Source organism: Mesorhizobium robiniae, assembly GCF_040545535.1.
Taxonomy (GTDB): domain Bacteria; phylum Pseudomonadota; class Alphaproteobacteria; order Rhizobiales; family Rhizobiaceae; genus Mesorhizobium; species Mesorhizobium robiniae.
In genome coordinates, this window is the sequence record NZ_JBEPMC010000014.1 from 72,728 (window position 1) to 88,319 (window position 15,592).

General features: G+C 59.2%; 12 protein-coding genes and 2 pseudogenes. 5 read left to right on the forward strand and 9 right to left on the reverse strand.

What is annotated here, in order from left to right; all coding sequences use genetic code 11:
* Positions 1 to 8: 8 nt before the first annotated feature.
* The 3 genes from ABID19_RS29520 to pdxR form a co-directional block, all read right to left on the reverse strand.
* Entirely contained in the window at positions 9 to 959 is a 951-nt protein-coding gene (locus tag ABID19_RS29520) for a PDR/VanB family oxidoreductase (RefSeq protein ID WP_006201708.1), read from the reverse strand.
* A 6-nt stretch (positions 960 to 965) separates the two neighbouring features.
* Positions 966 to 1,457 carry an MOSC domain-containing protein gene (locus ABID19_RS29525; protein ID WP_263790944.1) on the reverse strand — a complete coding sequence of 164 codons (492 nt, stop codon included), beginning with the start codon at positions 1,455 to 1,457 and terminating at the stop codon, positions 966 to 968.
* Between the two features lie 157 nt (positions 1,458 to 1,614).
* Positions 1,615 to 3,111, reverse strand: coding sequence for a MocR-like pyridoxine biosynthesis transcription factor PdxR (gene pdxR / locus ABID19_RS29530; RefSeq protein ID WP_263790942.1), 1,497 nt, complete (start codon positions 3,109 to 3,111; stop codon positions 1,615 to 1,617).
* Between the two features lie 83 nt (positions 3,112 to 3,194).
* On the opposite strand from pdxR, the gene ABID19_RS29535 reads away from it, so the two are divergent.
* From ABID19_RS29535 to ABID19_RS29550, 4 genes and pseudogenes are all read left to right on the forward strand, one after another.
* Positions 3,195 to 4,427, forward strand: coding sequence for a trans-sulfuration enzyme family protein (locus ABID19_RS29535; protein ID WP_263790940.1), 1,233 nt, complete (start codon positions 3,195 to 3,197; stop codon positions 4,425 to 4,427).
* A 52-nt stretch (positions 4,428 to 4,479) separates the two neighbouring features.
* Positions 4,480 to 5,382 carry a dihydrodipicolinate synthase family protein gene (locus ABID19_RS29540; RefSeq protein WP_263790814.1) on the forward strand — a complete coding sequence of 301 codons (903 nt, stop codon included), beginning with the start codon at positions 4,480 to 4,482 and terminating at the stop codon, positions 5,380 to 5,382.
* 33 nt (positions 5,383 to 5,415) lie between these two features.
* Positions 5,416 to 6,051 (forward strand): FMN-binding negative transcriptional regulator, encoded by a 636-nt coding sequence (locus ABID19_RS29545; RefSeq protein WP_263790812.1) that lies wholly within the window; start codon positions 5,416 to 5,418, stop codon positions 6,049 to 6,051.
* A gap of 283 nt (positions 6,052 to 6,334) precedes the next feature.
* Positions 6,335 to 6,568, forward strand: a pseudogene (locus ABID19_RS29550) (DDE-type integrase/transposase/recombinase); the annotation flags it as partial.
* A gap of 255 nt (positions 6,569 to 6,823) precedes the next feature.
* Here the strand turns inward: ABID19_RS29550 and ABID19_RS29555 are convergent.
* The 4 genes from ABID19_RS29555 to ABID19_RS29570 all read right to left on the reverse strand — a co-directional run bounded on the left by ABID19_RS29555 (position 6,824) and on the right by ABID19_RS29570 (position 12,540).
* Positions 6,824 to 8,746, reverse strand: a complete 1,923-nt coding sequence (locus tag ABID19_RS29555; RefSeq protein WP_263806572.1) for a class I tRNA ligase family protein — start codon at positions 8,744 to 8,746, stop codon at positions 6,824 to 6,826.
* A gap of 71 nt (positions 8,747 to 8,817) precedes the next feature.
* Positions 8,818 to 10,176: a lysine N(6)-hydroxylase/L-ornithine N(5)-oxygenase family protein gene (locus tag ABID19_RS29560; RefSeq protein ID WP_263806573.1), complete on the reverse strand. Its 1,359-nt coding sequence runs from the start codon at positions 10,174 to 10,176 to the stop codon at positions 8,818 to 8,820.
* A complete protein-coding gene (locus tag ABID19_RS29565) occupies positions 10,067 to 11,344 on the reverse strand; it encodes a saccharopine dehydrogenase C-terminal domain-containing protein (protein WP_354494183.1) in 1,278 nt (425 codons plus the stop codon). The genes ABID19_RS29560 and ABID19_RS29565 overlap by 110 nt, the downstream gene beginning before the upstream one ends.
* Before the next feature lie 11 nt (positions 11,345 to 11,355).
* Positions 11,356 to 12,540: an MFS transporter gene (locus ABID19_RS29570; RefSeq protein ID WP_263806574.1), complete on the reverse strand. Its 1,185-nt coding sequence runs from the start codon at positions 12,538 to 12,540 to the stop codon at positions 11,356 to 11,358.
* 551 nt (positions 12,541 to 13,091) lie between these two features.
* On the opposite strand from ABID19_RS29570, the pseudogene ABID19_RS29575 reads away from it, so the two are divergent.
* Positions 13,092 to 13,900 (forward strand): annotated as a pseudogene (locus ABID19_RS29575) (IS110 family RNA-guided transposase); the annotation flags it as partial.
* A 426-nt stretch (positions 13,901 to 14,326) separates the two neighbouring features.
* On the opposite strand, the gene ABID19_RS29580 reads toward ABID19_RS29575, so the two are convergent.
* Positions 14,327 to 14,770: an Lrp/AsnC family transcriptional regulator gene (locus tag ABID19_RS29580; protein WP_006205813.1), complete on the reverse strand. Its 444-nt coding sequence runs from the start codon at positions 14,768 to 14,770 to the stop codon at positions 14,327 to 14,329.
* The gene (locus tag ABID19_RS29585) at positions 14,754 to 15,575 is read right to left on the reverse strand and encodes a phosphotransferase (RefSeq protein ID WP_263806575.1); all 822 of its coding nucleotides are present in this window, start codon (positions 15,573 to 15,575) and stop codon (positions 14,754 to 14,756) included. Before ABID19_RS29585 ends, ABID19_RS29580 begins: the two co-directional genes overlap by 17 nt.
* Between the last annotated feature and the right edge of the window lie 17 nt (positions 15,576 to 15,592).

The window sequence follows — 15,592 nt, forward strand, 5'->3', positions numbered from 1 at the left end:
GTGGACCGTCAAAGATCGAGCTTCAGCACGCCCGTCGCTCGTGACACGCAGGCGATGAAGCGGTGGCCGCGTGCGTCTTTCGACAGGATGGAATCCCGATGGATCGGCTGCCCACCAAGCATCCCGCATTCGCAGGTCCCGCAAACGCCGTTCTCGCATGAGGCCAGCAACGGCACCCCGGCTGCGCGCAGGGCCGCGAGCGCCGTGGTCTGCGCCGAAACCTCGACCACCCTGCCCTCACGCAGTTCTATGATGAATGGTTCCGGTGGCGCGCCGTCAAGCCCGGCAGGCTGGAAAGTTTCGAAATGAACAGTGCCCTCGGGCCAGTGTTCGGCCGCGCGCCCCACAGCCGCCATGAATCCGGGCGGCCCGCAATAGTAAGTCTGTGCGTCGGCCAAACGGTTGGCCAGGAGCGCGGCGATATCCTCCCGGGTCGCCGGCTCGTCATCGAAATGGAGCTGCACATTTCCGACAGGAAGATCGCTCTCGATCGCCGGCAGGAGTGGCGTGAGCGCCCGGCTGCGGGTGAAATAATGCAAGTGGAACGGCTTGGCCTGCCGGGTGAGCGCGCGCGCCATGGCCAGAATCGGGGTGATTCCGATCCCGCCTGCCAGCAGCAAGATCGGCCCCTCGCCGGGCTTGAGCGCAAAATGGTTGCGTGGCGCCGAGATGGGCAGTGTGGAGCCGGCCGCAACGGTTTCGTGAATCCACGCCGAGCCGCCACGGCCGTCACTCTCGCGTTTCACCGCGATGGTGTAGCGGCCGAGCTCGGTCGGGTCGCCGCAAAGCGAATACTGACGCACCTTCCCCTCAGGCAGATGGACATCGACGTGAGAACCTGCCTCGAACGGCGGCAGCAGAGGTTTGCGCGGGTGTTTCAGGTCGATGATCAGCACGTCACCGGGCTCCTTGCGGACGGCGGTCACGGTCAGCTTCATGATGATGCGGGGCGAGGCCATGGCGTTTCACTCGTCGATGGGCAAGATCAGATCACCGGGGCGGATCACGCCCCCGACCTCGATTGTGCAGTTCAGTCCCGAGCGGTTCAGAAGCCCCTCGTAGAGACCCGGAAGCCCCAGCAACTCCTCGATATACTTGCACGGCACATTCATCCGGGCAGCCCTGAGGATCGTTTCACCGACCCGGAAGCGTTTGCCGACAAGATGGCTAAGCGGAACGCCTCGTGTTGTGATATTGCGCCGGTGATCTTCGGGTGCGAGCTTGGCCTTGAAGCCCGGTATCCTGGGTTCGCCCTGCGCGATCGCGTCCAGAACTTCGGCTTCGATCAGTGTCACCTCGCGAACGTCAGGACGCGCGGAATAGGTCCCCGTCCCCAGGTAGTAGCGGTCTCCGACAATGCCTCGGCCGGCCACGAGCTGCGCCTGCGCCAGCTCCTCCATTTCATAAGAGGCAGCGGGCGCGATATGGATGTGCAGCAGCTTTCCTTGCCAGGTCATGCATCGCTCTCGGAAATCGTCTTCCACCAAAATCTGCCGCCAAACTGGCCTGATCAACAGCACCAGTTGCATGGCGTTTTCCCAGTCCAGTTGGCTTTGCCACGAAATGCGGGGGCCTTGGGGTCGCTTTCAGCGCCAGCTTTCGACGTCCCCTGTCTCAGTCACCCTGCCCCGGCAACGCGTCTTGCACTTGCTTGACAACCTCGCGCAGGACCTCAACGCCCTTCTCGATCTGCCGAATGCTCAAGGCGGCGTAGCCCATGACAAGCCCAACGCGATCGGTGCGGCCTTCCTCCGAGTGTCGTTCGTAAAGGGGCGATATCAGGTGTAGCCCCAACCCCGTGCGTCGGGCGGCTTCGACCAGTGCCGTTCCCCGCGATCGCTGCAGGTCGTTGAGCCAAACGACGACGTGCAGACCAGCCTCTGCTCCCTGGACAGCGATGCGATCTCCCAAGCAGCGCTGCAAGGCGCCCAACAATGTCTCCCGACGCTCGCCGTTCAGCCTGCGCACGCGGCGCACATGGCTTTCGTAGCCGCCGCTCTCGATGAGAGAGGCCAGAGCCTCCTGTTCAGCCACCGGCGAATGCCGGTCCGCGAATTGTTTGGCGGTTGCGAAGACCTCCTGCAATTCCGGCGGGACGACGAGGTAGCCGATACGCAGCATCGGCGAAAGCGTCTTGGAGATCGTGCCGAGGTAGATGACAGCCCCGTGGTCCTCGAGACTGTGCAGCGGAGGGACCGGATTGATGTCATAGCGATATTCGCTGTCGTAGTCGTCCTCGATCACGTAGGCGTTGTTGTGCCGCGCCCATTCCAGAAGCTGATGGCGGCGCGCGATCGGCATGACGCCGCCCAGCGGAAACTGATGCGATGGCGTGACATAGGCCAAGCGTGCCCCGATCCCCGCCAGCAACTCCGTCTTCATCCCATCCTCGTCGACGGTGACGGGGATGGGCGAGGCACCGGTACTGGCAAAGACCTGACGCGCCATCCTGTAGCACGGATTCTCGATGACGAAGTGGTCGGCGGGATCAAGAAGCAGGCGAGCGCACAGATCGAGGCCCTGCTGCGAGCCGTTCACAACTATGATCTGCTCGAGGTCGCAGCTCAAGGTTCGGGCGCGCCAGAGATAGCCCTGCAGCGCCTGGCGTAGCCTGCGCGAGCCGCGAGGATCGTCATAGGCAAGACGCAACGGGCGCTGCCCCATCGCCTCGTTCATCACACGTTTCCAGACCAATGCGGGGAAGTCTGCCGGCGCCAGGTCGCCATAGCGGAAATCGACCCTCAACCCGGTCGGCAAGTAATCTGGCCAGGGCGGCGTGACGCGCAGTCGTTCGCCATAGGCGGATATATGAACCGGGCCTAGCCGTTTCGGGGAAGTGCGGCTTGCCTCAGGACCGATTAACGAAGATGAAACGCGAGGTCGCGCGCCTTGACGGACTTCGATGAAACCTTCCGCAGCCAGTTGCTCGTAGGCGACCGTCACCGTCGTTCGCGAAACCCCGAGGTCATTTGCCAGGCCTCGGGAGGACGGCAACTGACTGCCGGTTTCATAGACGCCGCCCAGGATTTGCTCGCGAAGAGCCTCGTAGATCTCGCGTGCACCCATCGCGTGCGAGCGACCGGCAGCACCGGCACTTGAAGACTGGCCCATTTCATTCATCGCCAACTGGATATTTCGCATTGGCCAGTTTGCCGTCAATCTTTCGGAAACCCAAGAAAGATCTTCGAGGCCGAATGACCCGCACCTATCAATCCGCAACCGATGCTCCCGCGCGTTCGCTCAACGACACCGGCCCCGGTTTCGCCACCCGGGCGATCCATCATGGCTACGATCCGTCCGGCTTTTCCAATGCCGTTCAGCCACCAGTCTTCTTGACCTCGACCTATGGCTTCGAAAGCGTGGCAGCAAACGAGGCCGCCGCCGCGCTTGGCGGAAGGCTCTACGCGCGCGAATACAATCCCACGACAGAGATCCTCGAACAACGGCTCGCCAATCTGGAAGGAGCCGAGGCAGGTCTGGTCATTGCCTCGGGGATGGCGGCTTTCGGCACGCTGATCCTGTCGCTCCTCTCCCAAGGCGATGAACTCATTGTCCACAAGACGCTTTATGCGAACACGCTTGCCATGGTCGAGCAGGCGGTCCCCCGCTTCGGCATCAAGGTCGTGGCGGTCGATCTGTCCGATCCACAAAATCTCGAGGCCGCGATTACCGAGCGGACGCGGCTTGTTTTCTTCGAGACGCCGGTGAATCCGCTGAGCCGCATCCTCGACATCGCTGCCATTGCCGAGCGCGCCCATGCGCGCGGTGTCAAGGTTGCAGTCGACAGCACCTTCGCCTCGCCCGCGCTCCAGCGACCGCTTGAACACGGGGCCGACATCGTGCTCCACTCGCTGACCAAGTACATCAACGGTCATGGCGATGCCCTTGGCGGGGCGATTCTGGGCGACGCCCAAACACTCCGCACGCTGCACGAAACGGGCCTACGCTACATCACCGGCGCAGCGCTCTCGCCCATGTCAGCCTTCCTGATCCTGCGCGGTCTGAAGACGCTCACGCTTCGTATGGAACGGCACAGCGCCACAGCCCTTGCGGTGGCTCAGGCGCTCGAGGCGCACCCGGCGGTGGCATTTGTGAGTCATCCCTTCCTCGACTCGCACCCTGATCAGGTGACAGCGCGAAAGCAGATGTCCAACGGGTCGGGCATGTTGGCCTTTGGCCTGCGCGCTGGATACGAAGGCGCGCGCCGGATGATGGACCGGCTCAACCTGATCACTCGCGCCGTCAGCCTCGGCGATGCCGATAGCCTCATCTATCATCCGGCAAGTCTCACACGTGCTCGGCAGCCGATCCGCAAGGATGCCCATCTGGCCGACGGAGTCGGCGAGGACCTCATGCGTCTGTCGGTGGGTCTTGAAGACGCCGATGACCTGATCGCCGACCTGCGGCAGGCTCTGGACGCCTTGTGATGACCTGTCGTGCGCCCAGCCCTGCCCTCACGCACCAACCTGGAGCCTTGCCATGGCATTCCTGAGCGGTCTTTCCGCGTTCCCCATCACGCCTGCCGATCGTGACGGCCGCGTCGACACCGTTGCTCTGCGCAGGCTGATTGCTCGGCTTGGCGACGCTCAGGTCGATTCCATCGGTCTTCTCGGCAGCACCGGCACATACATCTTTCTGTCGCGCGAGGAACGGCGGCGGGCGCTCGCCGAGACCTTGGAGGAAACCGCAGGGCGAATGCCGGTCGTGGTGGGTGTAGGCGCGCTACGCACTGACGAAGCCGTGCGGCTCGCGCAGGACGCCAAGGCCCTTGGAGCTGCGGCGGGGTTGCTTGCCGCTGCCTCTTATACCCCGCTCACTGATGACGAGGTGTTCGAACATTTCTCCACAGTGGCGCGCGAAAGTGGCCTGCCGATCATCGTCTACGACAATCCGGGAACGACGCATTTCCATTTCACCCCAGCCCTCGTCAACCGCCTGGCAAAGGTTGGTGGGATCGTCGCTATCAAGAATCCGACCAACAAAAGCGATGCGATCAAGAGCCATCTGGCCGACCAGAGGCGAACGCTGCCGGAAGGGTTCTCGATCGGTTACAGCGGCGACTGGAATGCCGCCGAGGCCATGATCGCCGGCGCCGATACATGGTACAGCGTCCTCGCGGGCATCCTGCCCGAGGCATGCATGATGATCGTCAGGGCGGCGCAGCAGGGCGATGCGGCCGAAGCGCGACGGATCGATGCCACGCTTTCGCCGCTCTGGAGCCTCTTCCAGGAGTTCTCAAGTCTTCGCGTCGTCTATGCCCTTGCCGAATTGCTCGACATTTGCCGTGCCGACCCCCCGCGTCCCATCCTGCCTCTGCCTGCAGCAGCGAAGGACCGGGTCGCCGCCGCGTTGGAATGCCTGCCATCAGATGCCAGCCGGTGAACAGCGACCCGGCGGCCCGTGAAAGGAACTGTCATGTATGTACCCGCGCATTTCAATGAACCGAGCCGAGAAATCCTTTACCATCTGATCGAGAACAACGCCCTCGGCGTGCTGATTACCCATGGCCGGAGCGGGCTCGACGCCAATCACATCCCCTTCGAACTCGACGCGTCACATGGAGAAAACGGCACCCTTCGCTGCCACGTCGCCCGCAACAATCCAGTTTGGCAGGACGTGGCGACCGGCGATGAGGTGCTCGTGGTGTTCCGCGCCGGCGATGCCTATATTTCGCCCCAGTGGTATCCGAGCAAACAGGACTTTCACAAGCAGGTGCCGACTTGGAACTACATCGTCGCACATGCCTATGGACGGATCACAATCCACGACGACGAACGCTATGTCCGCCGCAATGTCGCCAAACTGACTCACAGGCACGAGTCGACCCAGCCTATCCCGTGGAAGATGGGGGACGCGCCCAGGGACTTTATCGACACAATGGTCAAGGCGATCGTCGGCATAGAGATCGAGATCACTCGCCTTGTCGGCAAGGCCAAGCTCAGTCAGAACAAAGAGCGGCGCGACATCCAAAACGCTGGCGAAATGGTCAACGCCCAGGGGGATCATCCGATCGGTCAGGCGATGCTGGCAGCCGCCGCCCGGAAAGTCTGAATGAATGTCGATGGAACATGATCCTTGAGCCACGCCGCGAAATCCATTCAATGCTTTGTCTTAGCTGTGCATGCACGGCCAACACGGCTATGTCGACAAGGGGGCCGATGGCTCAATCAAGGCCTGACTCATGCGCTAGCGTCACTTTCGTTAGCGAGCGCGTCGGCCTGACGGCTGAAACGATGACGAACATCGATACGTCAAGCACCCTGCCCTGCACTTGCCGTGGTTGTTAGGTCTTGCTCATGCTCCCCTAGGAGGACGGTAGTCGATCCATCCGTGCAAGAAAATACGGATTGGCGCGTCGCGCCTATTCATGTCTGATAACAACAGGATCGAGCAGGACCACCGGCGCATCAAGCGCCGTGTGCGGCCGATGCTGGGTTTCAAGTCGCCGGCCACCGCCAGCACCCTGTCGGAGATCGAAATGCTTCACATGATGCGCAAGCGACAGGCGAGGTACGCGTTCAATCCAAATCCCTCCCTGGCCGAGCAGTTCGCCATACTGGCGGCATGACAGCGGCCTGTCCCGACCAACCTTCATGACACAGAAAAAACTTTGCAATACAACCAACTCTTGTCGTCGTTTAGCCGCGCTTTTGAAAAGCCATCAACACGTCAGACTTCGCCCGAGCCGGACGACATCGGCGTCGTTTCGGTGACAAGGCTAATCAAAGACGAAGTCCACGATGCACTTCCTGGCTTGCCCGCATCCTCCGGCTGATTCTCGAAAAGTGGCTGCGGTGAACGCCCGAAAACTTTGATCGGTTATTCAACGGCCTCCAGCGTCATGGCTTGCAGACAGACGGACTGGCTCGGCCATCCAGTCGCGGTCGAACCAGCTGAGCTTGGGAGCCTCTAGCCCCAGACTCCCTGCGATGGAGATGGCGAAATCAGGTACGACCGGGTATGTCGCGACACAGAGTCCGACGAGCGCGAAGGTCACCGCGCGGGCCGCAGTCCGGGCAAGCGCCTCCTTCACCTTCGGCGCAGCCGGAACTTGCAGCACTGAACATGAATAGCGCTCAATTGCGTCGACGAACGCCTCGATTGCGCGTGTCAACTGACGTACGTCCGGGTAATCCGCTTCGAATCGCGCCCGCACTTCCGCGTTGAAGCGTGTGCAGTCCGCGAGGAACGCAATGTCGGTGGCTGACCACTGGCCAGGACACGGGAGCTCGTCTGTCGCGACCCGCCCGATGACCTCGTTAGCCTTCGCGACCGATCTCGACAGCCGTCCGTCCCAGAAGTCCCGTTTCCAGCTCTCGTAGGCACCCATGGAGAAGTCCTCGACAGAACCGTCCGGACGACACCGACACAAGTAGAAGCGAAGCGGCTCGGCAGTTTCTTCCGCAGCGATGTCGTTCACCCAGATTGCGTGATTTCGTGATGTTGAGAACTTCTTCCCCTCAAGCGTGAGCATCTGGTTGACGAAAATCCGTCGGGGGAGCATCTCATGGAGATCAAGCGCCGAAAGTACCCCGGGAATAACCAACAGACGTCCGAAGGCGTTGTCCGCCCCGAAGAGAATGTCCAGCTCCGGCATCTCGTCCCGTGGGATTTGGTACCAGAAGGCGGGGCATCCGCTCTTTTCTCTTATCGTTTCTAAGGCGAGCAAGTGCCGAGGCACGTGTTCCATGGTGATGGTAAACCGCTGGCACTCAAATCCTGGGATTGGAATCCGAATTCCCTCCCGGTTTGGGTTTGAGATGCAGACTGCCGGAAGCCCCCGGGACAGCCAGGACTCGACATAGAGCTTTGCGTAAATGGGCAGGAAGTTCCGCGAGGCGAAGGATTCGAGTGCGTCATGCAATGGAGCGAGGTTCAGGAAAAGGCGCTTCAGGGGACGACGTTCCAGCGAGCGCCCGTCGAGATCGACCGGATCCTGGAGTTCGGCATCGAGGACCAGCGCGCCGCAATCCTCGCATTCGTGGCCGGAGGAATAGCCGCCGCAATATGGACATTTGCCGTGGACGAAGGCGTCCACCTTGAAGCGCCCACTTTGGACGTCATACGGGACCAAATGCTCTCTTTCAGCGATCAGGCCCTTGCTGCAAAGTCGCTTAAAGACCTCGAGAACGACCGCCTTGCCGCGGCGGTCAGGCTTTGTCCCAAGGAAAATATCCGAAACTGCATTGAGCCGATGCAGAGCCTCCTGGAAAGAAGCCGTGTTTTTCTCGGCCAGCTGGTAGTATTCCAGTCCAGCAGCGTCGGCCGCAATTGCAATGTGCTCAAGGTGACCGTGCGTGCCCTGCAGCACGAAAACCTCTCGGCCGCCGGTCTCGGCAATTCGGCGCAACACATCCGCGTAGAGGAACGGTCCTGAGGCATGACCTATATGCATGTTCCCATTCGGGGTAAGCATTGCGGGCACCAGCAGCAGCGGTCTGCTCTTTCCTATCGCTTCGTTCGTGGAAGTCGCCTCTTCGAAGGCTGCGCGGCTGTGCCACCACACTGTCTGCATGACTGCACCGCTGTCCAAAGCCTCAATCCTGTGCCTGCTCAGCGGGTCCATCCGAATGCTCTCTCCGCCAAGCAGCAGGAACGTCTTTTCGTCTAGATGAATTCGAACGCCGCCAGAGATCACCGTCCAAAATTCGACTTCCGTATGGTTGTGACGGCAAGTGGTCGCGCCTGGACTGAGCTTCAATAGTCGGATGGAAACGTCGCCCCCTTCCGGGAAGGGATCATGCATGACGATGCCCCCTTCAATCGAGATGGGGACCGCGCGTGTTTCATTTTTGAGATCTATTACTTGCGAACACATCATTTCGTTTCCAGTCTCGAATTTCCGGTTGGCCGTGCCGCTGGCAAGGTCTCGGGGCGACCTTGAGCAGGTTGAAGCACGTGCCCGTCTTGCAGCGCCTTCGCCACCACCGCAGCCCGTTCGGCCAGACCGCCGAGTGTGTGCTCCGTTGGGCCCCGAAGGCCAAAAGAGTGGTTCAACAAGAAAACGCGAGGTCTCGGACCGGTGAAACACGATTCTGGCATCTGATCGAGTCCCACTTCGAAGGACTCATCGACAACGACGTCGCCATCTTCCATTCGCGGTTGCAGCAGTTGGAAAAATGATAGATGGCGACGGTTTGAAAAGCCCGTCGCGCATACCAGGAGGTCAATTTCAAGCGTCGTGGAGTCCGGCTTGCCTCCGATTCCGCGAAGGTCTAGACGAAGACCATTCTCGAGACGCTTTGCCGCCGTGATTTCAGTATACGGGAACAGCCTGAGCCTGTCGCGTCCGCACGCCTGGTCCTCGAATCGAAGATCGTAGATGCTTTTGAGGACGTCCTTGGTGACGGTGGAGAAGTTCGTGTTCCTAGTGTCGGAAAGAAAGCTCTTGCGATCTTCAAGTGGCAACTCCGCGAACTTCAGCGAGTGTGGATAAGTGTAGAAATCATTTACGAACGGGTTGTCATCCGTCTGTTCGAAGAGGTGGCGCCGACCAACGACGATAACTTCCGACACTTCCCGGTGTTGGAGCAGGAATCTGACTATCTCGCCGGCGCTTTGCCCGGACCCGACGACCGCAACGCGAGCGTTAGCGTTGATTATTCCCTCGTTCGCATGGGATAGGAAGAAGTTTGAATGCACCACGCGGCCGGAGTCGACGGCCAGTTCTTCGGGGATGTATGGCTCATGCCCAAGGCTGACGACCACGTCGTCTGCCTCGATTTCTGAAACATCTCCGCTCGAGACATCCCTGGTCGTGACGACAAGGGTTTGGGTTCCCGACGGCTTCTCGTGGAACCTGGCCGCCACCGCCTCCTTGCCGAAAGAAATCTTGTTCGCAAAGAACCGGCTTACCCAGACCAGATAGTCGGAAAACAGCTTCCTTGAAGGATACAGATTGTTCGTATGGATGAAGTGATAGAGAAGCTCCTTGTCACGCAGGAACGAGAAAAAAGTGAATGGGCTTGCCGGATTCCTCAGGAACGCCAGGTCCTTGAACAACGACACTTGGAGCATCGAATCCTCGAAGGCGATGCCCGGGTGCCATTCTGCGCTGTCGCGGCGCTCAAGGACTTCCAGCGAATCCAGAACTGAGGATCCCCGCTCCTTGAGGCAGGTCAGCAGTGCCAGGTTTGCTGGTCCGCTCCCCACGAGTAGTGTCTTTCGTCTTTGCATGACCAGCTCCCAAAATTGTGCTTGTTTCCAACAGCCCGGTCGCGCGCTCGGCTAAGACAGCGATCCGGCTTCTCCTCAGTTGCTCGAGGGCCATCGCGGCAACATCGGCGAGCGCGGCTTTGCTGGGGTGTATGGGACCCCGCAACTGTTGACGCGTGACGCATTCCACGGCTGTGGCCACCGGAACTGCGGTGGCGATAGCCATGCTTGAGATGCCTCGCTCCTGAAGCTCGGAGCGCAGGATGCACGTCCAACGGCCAACCCGCCCTTGGCGATCCTCAATGGCGATGTCAAGGACGACCTGGTCGCCATCGTCATTTGGGTTCCGGCGACTTAAAAGCGCCTCCGTGACCTCCTTGACCTGCAGGCGCGCGCTCCCGATTTCGATCTCCTCGTCGGACAGCAGCCCGAGGCGATGCAACATCCGAACGCCATCCGCAAAGCCAGGCCACCGCACAGTCAACTGTCGAAGCGTTGGAATGCTAGGATGAGCGCCTGCAGCCGTCGACGAAACCATTGCATCATCGTATGCTTCGAGAAGGCCGACACCATCCACGAACAGCTGAGATACGCTTTCGAAGCGATTTCGCGTTACGGCTTGGCCGTCGATTCGAGCAAACGCGAGCCTCTGCTCTATGGGCAGCCGACGCCCAAAGGCGAGAGCATAGTTCAGCGGAGGTTCCGGAATTCTGGGAATCCCTCCGCAATGAGTTACTATGCTCTCTATGTCCTTTATTTCAGCCGCAACCAGCGAGACTAAAGATTCAACCAGTCCTGGTTCGAGACCCGCTCCCAAGACTACGGGCGGACCGTTAGGCGGTACCCGGAGAATGTCAAGATCCCCAGGGCTCGGCCTGCCGACGCAAATAATAGGGGTGTGTAGACCTGCCTCGTGCGTTTGGTGCAAAAGCTTGCCGACCAAAACTCGGGAATCTCTCCAAGACGTAGCCATGATCAGCGATCGGGCTTGAACCGAGAGAGCGGATGGACCCAACGACACGTCGAAGCGGACGTTTGCGAGATTGCCCAGAAGCCGTTGCGCCACGGCAAGCGCAGAATGGCTCCTGTCAATCACGACAACGAACGAGTCCGGCTGGTCCGCAAGTTGCAGCGCCACTGCCCGACCGACCGGCCCGGCTCCGATGACGACGTGTGATCTCTCGTGCATAGTGCCCTGCTTCAGCCTTTACTGCCAACTACGGTCGGGGTCGGCTTGCGCCGGATCGTGCGATAGCCAAGGAGAGCGATAGCCGTTTGCAGTAGAGCCAAGCCGGCAATCAACAGCGTCAGCGTGTCATATCCCAGATGGACTGAGACGAGCCCTGCGGCGAAGGGGAAGAAATACAGGCCAAGAAAATAGCAAAGGCTGAAGATGATCTGCACCAAAGTCCGGGACTGCGGCGCAGTCACGCGGATGGCTTCTGCCTGTATCAGGGGATAGGATAGCCCATAAGTTATGCCGGTCGCCAGCGATGCCATTGCGTAAATGACGGGGTGGCCCGGGGAGTAGTGAAAGCCGAGAAGCGAAACGACCATCCCGCCCAGAAGTAGCGGCAAGGTGCGGTCGGCCGCACTGCGGATTACGCGCGGACCAATTGCAAATCTGGAGCCGACTGATCCTATGGCCCAAAAGCCAAAGAATATTTCGTACGGTAGACCTGAATTATTCGCAAATGTAACCTGGAAGTTTATCAAGCTAGTGTAAATGCTTGCGGACAACAGTACAAGAACAAAAAACAGAGCAGATTTGCTGAAGAGGAGATCAAAAAGGTCGCGCGCAATCGAGGCGTTATTCGGAATATCGGCTTCGCCGATGTTCGCCGCATGTCGCGCTGCCCACGATGACAACGCTGCCCCTGCCGTCGCCGCGAGCATTGCCAGAATGAACATATCCAGCGTGCCCAAGCCGGCGTACCGGGTAAGGAGACTGCTCAGCAGCGGTCCGCAGGTTAACCCTAAGGTGGAGAATGCAGAGTAGGCCATGAAGCTCGATGGCCGGTCTGCATCGCTTGAGAGGGCGGAAATGCATATCGAGCCGATAGTGAAGTGCAGCGCCCATCCGCCTGATTTCAGCATGTAGCTGAGGAAGTAGGGGAATGTCGCGCGCACCCCCGACAATTCGTTCAAGAGTACGGTCGCGCAGGCTGCTGCATAGAGAAGCCCGCCGATGGGTGCGAGCCTCCGCACACCAAACTGGCGTATCAGCGTAGGACTGATCAAAACTATTAATATAGCGACCGCCATGCCTGCTGCTGAGATCGAACCAAAAAAGATCTCGTCGCGCCCAACAGACAACAGGTAGACTGGAAACAGCGCAAAAACGCCCATCGCGAAGGAAATCAGATATCGTTCAGCAATGAACATGCGCCTGTGCCACAAAAGGCGCCTATTATTGATCGAGATGCTGCGAACGTTCATTTTGTTATACCATGAAACTGTACTTTTCGTCGGTTAGGACGAAGATAAGTTATGTATCCGAATATGATTCGCGGTTTTGATGTGACCATTGTCATGGTCGAAGGGATACGTTTCCTTAGATCGAGAGCCGTCCTTCGCCTGTTCATCGTGGCTACCCGTGACACGAGTTATGGCCGGCAGCTGTTGCCCGCCCCGCAACGAAGGCTCTCAAGAGTCATGCCAGCTTGCTTGATTGAGCTGAGGAAGGAACTTTATGGTTGCTTTTCAGTCGATTAGCCCGAAGCAAAGCAAGAGATCGACTGAAAATGGCCATATCGCGAACTCGACAAACCCAACAAACCCGACAAAAGATGTCGGATGGCGTTGTTGAGACTGCTCCGCTCTGACCTCGCCGGTGAGCCACGAACATCGTGCTGTGTCCAAATGGAGCCCGGAGTTGAGAGGGTTGTGTTGCAAAGTTTTTTCTGTGTCATGAAGGTTGGTCGGGACAGGCCGTATGGGCACGAGTGTTGGCCGAGGCTGGACACGAAGTTCTCCTGATGCCGCCTGCCTATGTCAAACCATATGTGAAGCGCGGCAAGACAGATGCTGCCGATGCCGAAGCGATTTGCGAGGCCGTCACACGGCCGACCATGCGCTTCGTAGCGATCAAATCGGAAGACCAGCAGGCGGTTCTCATGCTTCATAAGGCGCGGGAACTCCTGGTGCGCCAGAAGACGATGCTCACCAATGCCATTCGCGCCCATCTTGCCGAGTTTGGCCTGGTTGCGGCGCAGGGACCGGGTGGATTGTCAGCCCTTCTGGCGGTGTTCGATGCTCATCGAGAGCAACTGCGCTCGATGGTCTGATCGCGCAAGCTGATCATATCGCGACCGAGATCGCCGCGCTGGAGGCCCGCATTCTCGAATGGCATCTCGGACACGCCGCCAGCAAACGCCTCGCGACGATCCCAGGCGTCGGACCACTCACAGCAAGCGCGATCGCTGCGAGCGTCCCCGACGCTTCACTGTTTCGTTCGGGCGACAGTTCGCCGCCTGGCTCGGCCTGACGCCGAGAGCTCATTCGAGCGGAGGCCATGAGCGTCTGATGGGCATCAGCAAACAGGGAGACGGCTATCTTCGCCGCCTGCTTGTCGTCGGCGCTGCAGCCGTGCTGCGATACGCTCGTCAGTCGACTGAAGCGAAGGTTTTTGGCAACGCAGCTTCTCGAGAGGAAGCGCCCGAAAGTCGTCGCGGTCACGCTGGCCAACAAGATGGCGCGGATCGCGTGGGCGCTTCTGCGCCGCAACGAGACCTACGTGGCGCCGACGGCACAAAGCGCCGGAAATCGCGCCACAAGCAGACATGCATGGATGCTGAGAGGAGATGACGAACCGGCAGTGCCGGGGATCGGGACACCCCTTGGGGTCAGAGCGCATCAAAAGCGCGCAAAATTGATTGGGAACCGATCCGCGGACTTCATCTTGGCCAGCGAGGCGAGCCTCGCATGAAACAGGCCGTAGACATGACTGCACCTGGCCGGTCCGTCACCCACAATCACCCTTGCGCAACGGGGGCCGTCCAGACATGAACCCCGACCGGCGTCCGAGGCCATCGACTAAAAGCGAGGGCCCGGCCAGCCGACCCCGCTCTGGACGGCCGCTGCGAGAAGGTGAGGCTCTCCACACCGGCAGAAACACGGATCAGACGATCAGCAATGCAACCTGAGTTGGCTCTCCTCAGAGCCGATAGTGCTATTTTCGAATGACGGATGATAAAGCAAACGCCGTAAGGGTATCACGTACCCCTGGCAATTCGGAGATTTGCTGCCAGATTTGCCGAATACGGTCCGCGTCACCGGACTCCACCCGCACCAAAAGATCGAAGTCCCCGGTCATCACGTCACATGAAACAACCTCCGGAATACGCCGCAACGCGTGTATGACCTCGCCACCTCTCATCCGATCATGTCTATAAACGAACATCATTGCGGTCGTGAGAGCTTCGCTGCTCAAACCTTCCCCGGACACGATTGTGTAGCCTTTGATGAAGCCTTCCCGCTCAAGTCGTTCGATGCGCACGCGAACAGCGTTACGCGACAAGTTGACTTGTCCGGACAATTCAGCATGCGATATGCGTGCGTTGTTCTTCAATTCGTTCAGGATTTTTTCATCGGTTCTATCAAGCAGGTATTTCATGGGGATCCAAGCCAACCAGTCCTGATTGCATTATCCCGCTAGCCGATCGATATGCGTTTACAGCAATGTCAGGGAGATGCCTGTGATCTCCCTTTCTCCCATAGCACCTGGCTGTTGCCGCCATCACAAAGGCAGGTAGCGCATCTCGTTCAGCATCCGACAAACTTCTAACACTCTGGTATCCAGCCAGCAGTGCTTGAGCGTTGTCATTATCCAAGCCTCCGTTCGACCCGCCTGTCCAGTCAACAAGCACATCCGCAACTTCCGAAATGAGCGCATCATCATGGCGGAGTCGAAAATTTATGATACCGCTGACCTTGTCATCGAGAAAGAAAACATTCTGATGGACCAGTGCTCCGTGAACCGGTCCTGTCGGCAGCTCATACGAAGATCTATTCGGATGGGGCTGCAAAATGGAGTGAATCCTTGCCATGGTCTGCCCTAGGCTGTGACACTTGCGCGTTACGGGATCAAACGTTGACGATCCAGGCACGAAACTCACGATCGCTACGAGTTTGCCAGCTGCTCGAGAGGTGGCATTTCCGTCGAGGCTTCGAATTGGCTTCGGACAAGGGACTCCGTTTTTGTGGAGCCTCTCCATGGTTTCAAATGCTCGTTCCAGATCTGACGGTTCGGCGCCATTTTCGAACAGGGTGACGATAAGGTCATTTTCTTTGGATCTGAAAAGATAGGTCGTCTCGCGGTCTCCATCAGCAATGCCGATGACAGATAACAACGATGTTATCCCGTACGCAGACGCAATAGCGTCGCGATCGCCGTCAGAGAGCTCTGTGAATACAGCCATAACCCTTGCCGCCAATC

What these genes read in the sequence shown, in the direction of transcription:
- ABID19_RS29520 (WP_006201708.1), bottom strand. Translation starts at nt 959, where the DNA reads ATGGCCTCGCCCCGCATCATCATGAAGCTGACCGTGACCGCCGTCCGC.
- ABID19_RS29525 (WP_263790944.1), bottom strand. Translation starts at nt 1,457, where the DNA reads ATGACCTGGCAAGGAAAGCTGCTGCACATCCATATCGCGCCCGCTGCC.
- pdxR (WP_263790942.1), bottom strand. Translation starts at nt 3,111, where the DNA reads ATGGGCCAGTCTTCAAGTGCCGGTGCTGCCGGTCGCTCGCACGCGATG.
- ABID19_RS29535 (WP_263790940.1), top strand. Translation starts at nt 3,195, where the DNA reads ATGACCCGCACCTATCAATCCGCAACCGATGCTCCCGCGCGTTCGCTC.
- ABID19_RS29540 (WP_263790814.1), top strand. Translation starts at nt 4,480, where the DNA reads ATGGCATTCCTGAGCGGTCTTTCCGCGTTCCCCATCACGCCTGCCGAT.
- ABID19_RS29545 (WP_263790812.1), top strand. Translation starts at nt 5,416, where the DNA reads ATGTATGTACCCGCGCATTTCAATGAACCGAGCCGAGAAATCCTTTAC.
- ABID19_RS29555 (WP_263806572.1), bottom strand. Translation starts at nt 8,746, where the DNA reads ATGCATGATCCCTTCCCGGAAGGGGGCGACGTTTCCATCCGACTATTG.
- ABID19_RS29560 (WP_263806573.1), bottom strand. Translation starts at nt 10,176, where the DNA reads ATGCAAAGACGAAAGACACTACTCGTGGGGAGCGGACCAGCAAACCTG.
- ABID19_RS29565 (WP_354494183.1), bottom strand. Translation starts at nt 11,344, where the DNA reads ATGCACGAGAGATCACACGTCGTCATCGGAGCCGGGCCGGTCGGTCGG.
- ABID19_RS29570 (WP_263806574.1), bottom strand. Translation starts at nt 12,540, where the DNA reads ATGTTCATTGCTGAACGATATCTGATTTCCTTCGCGATGGGCGTTTTT.
- ABID19_RS29580 (WP_006205813.1), bottom strand. Translation starts at nt 14,770, where the DNA reads ATGAAATACCTGCTTGATAGAACCGATGAAAAAATCCTGAACGAATTG.
- ABID19_RS29585 (WP_263806575.1), bottom strand. Translation starts at nt 15,575, where the DNA reads ATGGCTGTATTCACAGAGCTCTCTGACGGCGATCGCGACGCTATTGCG.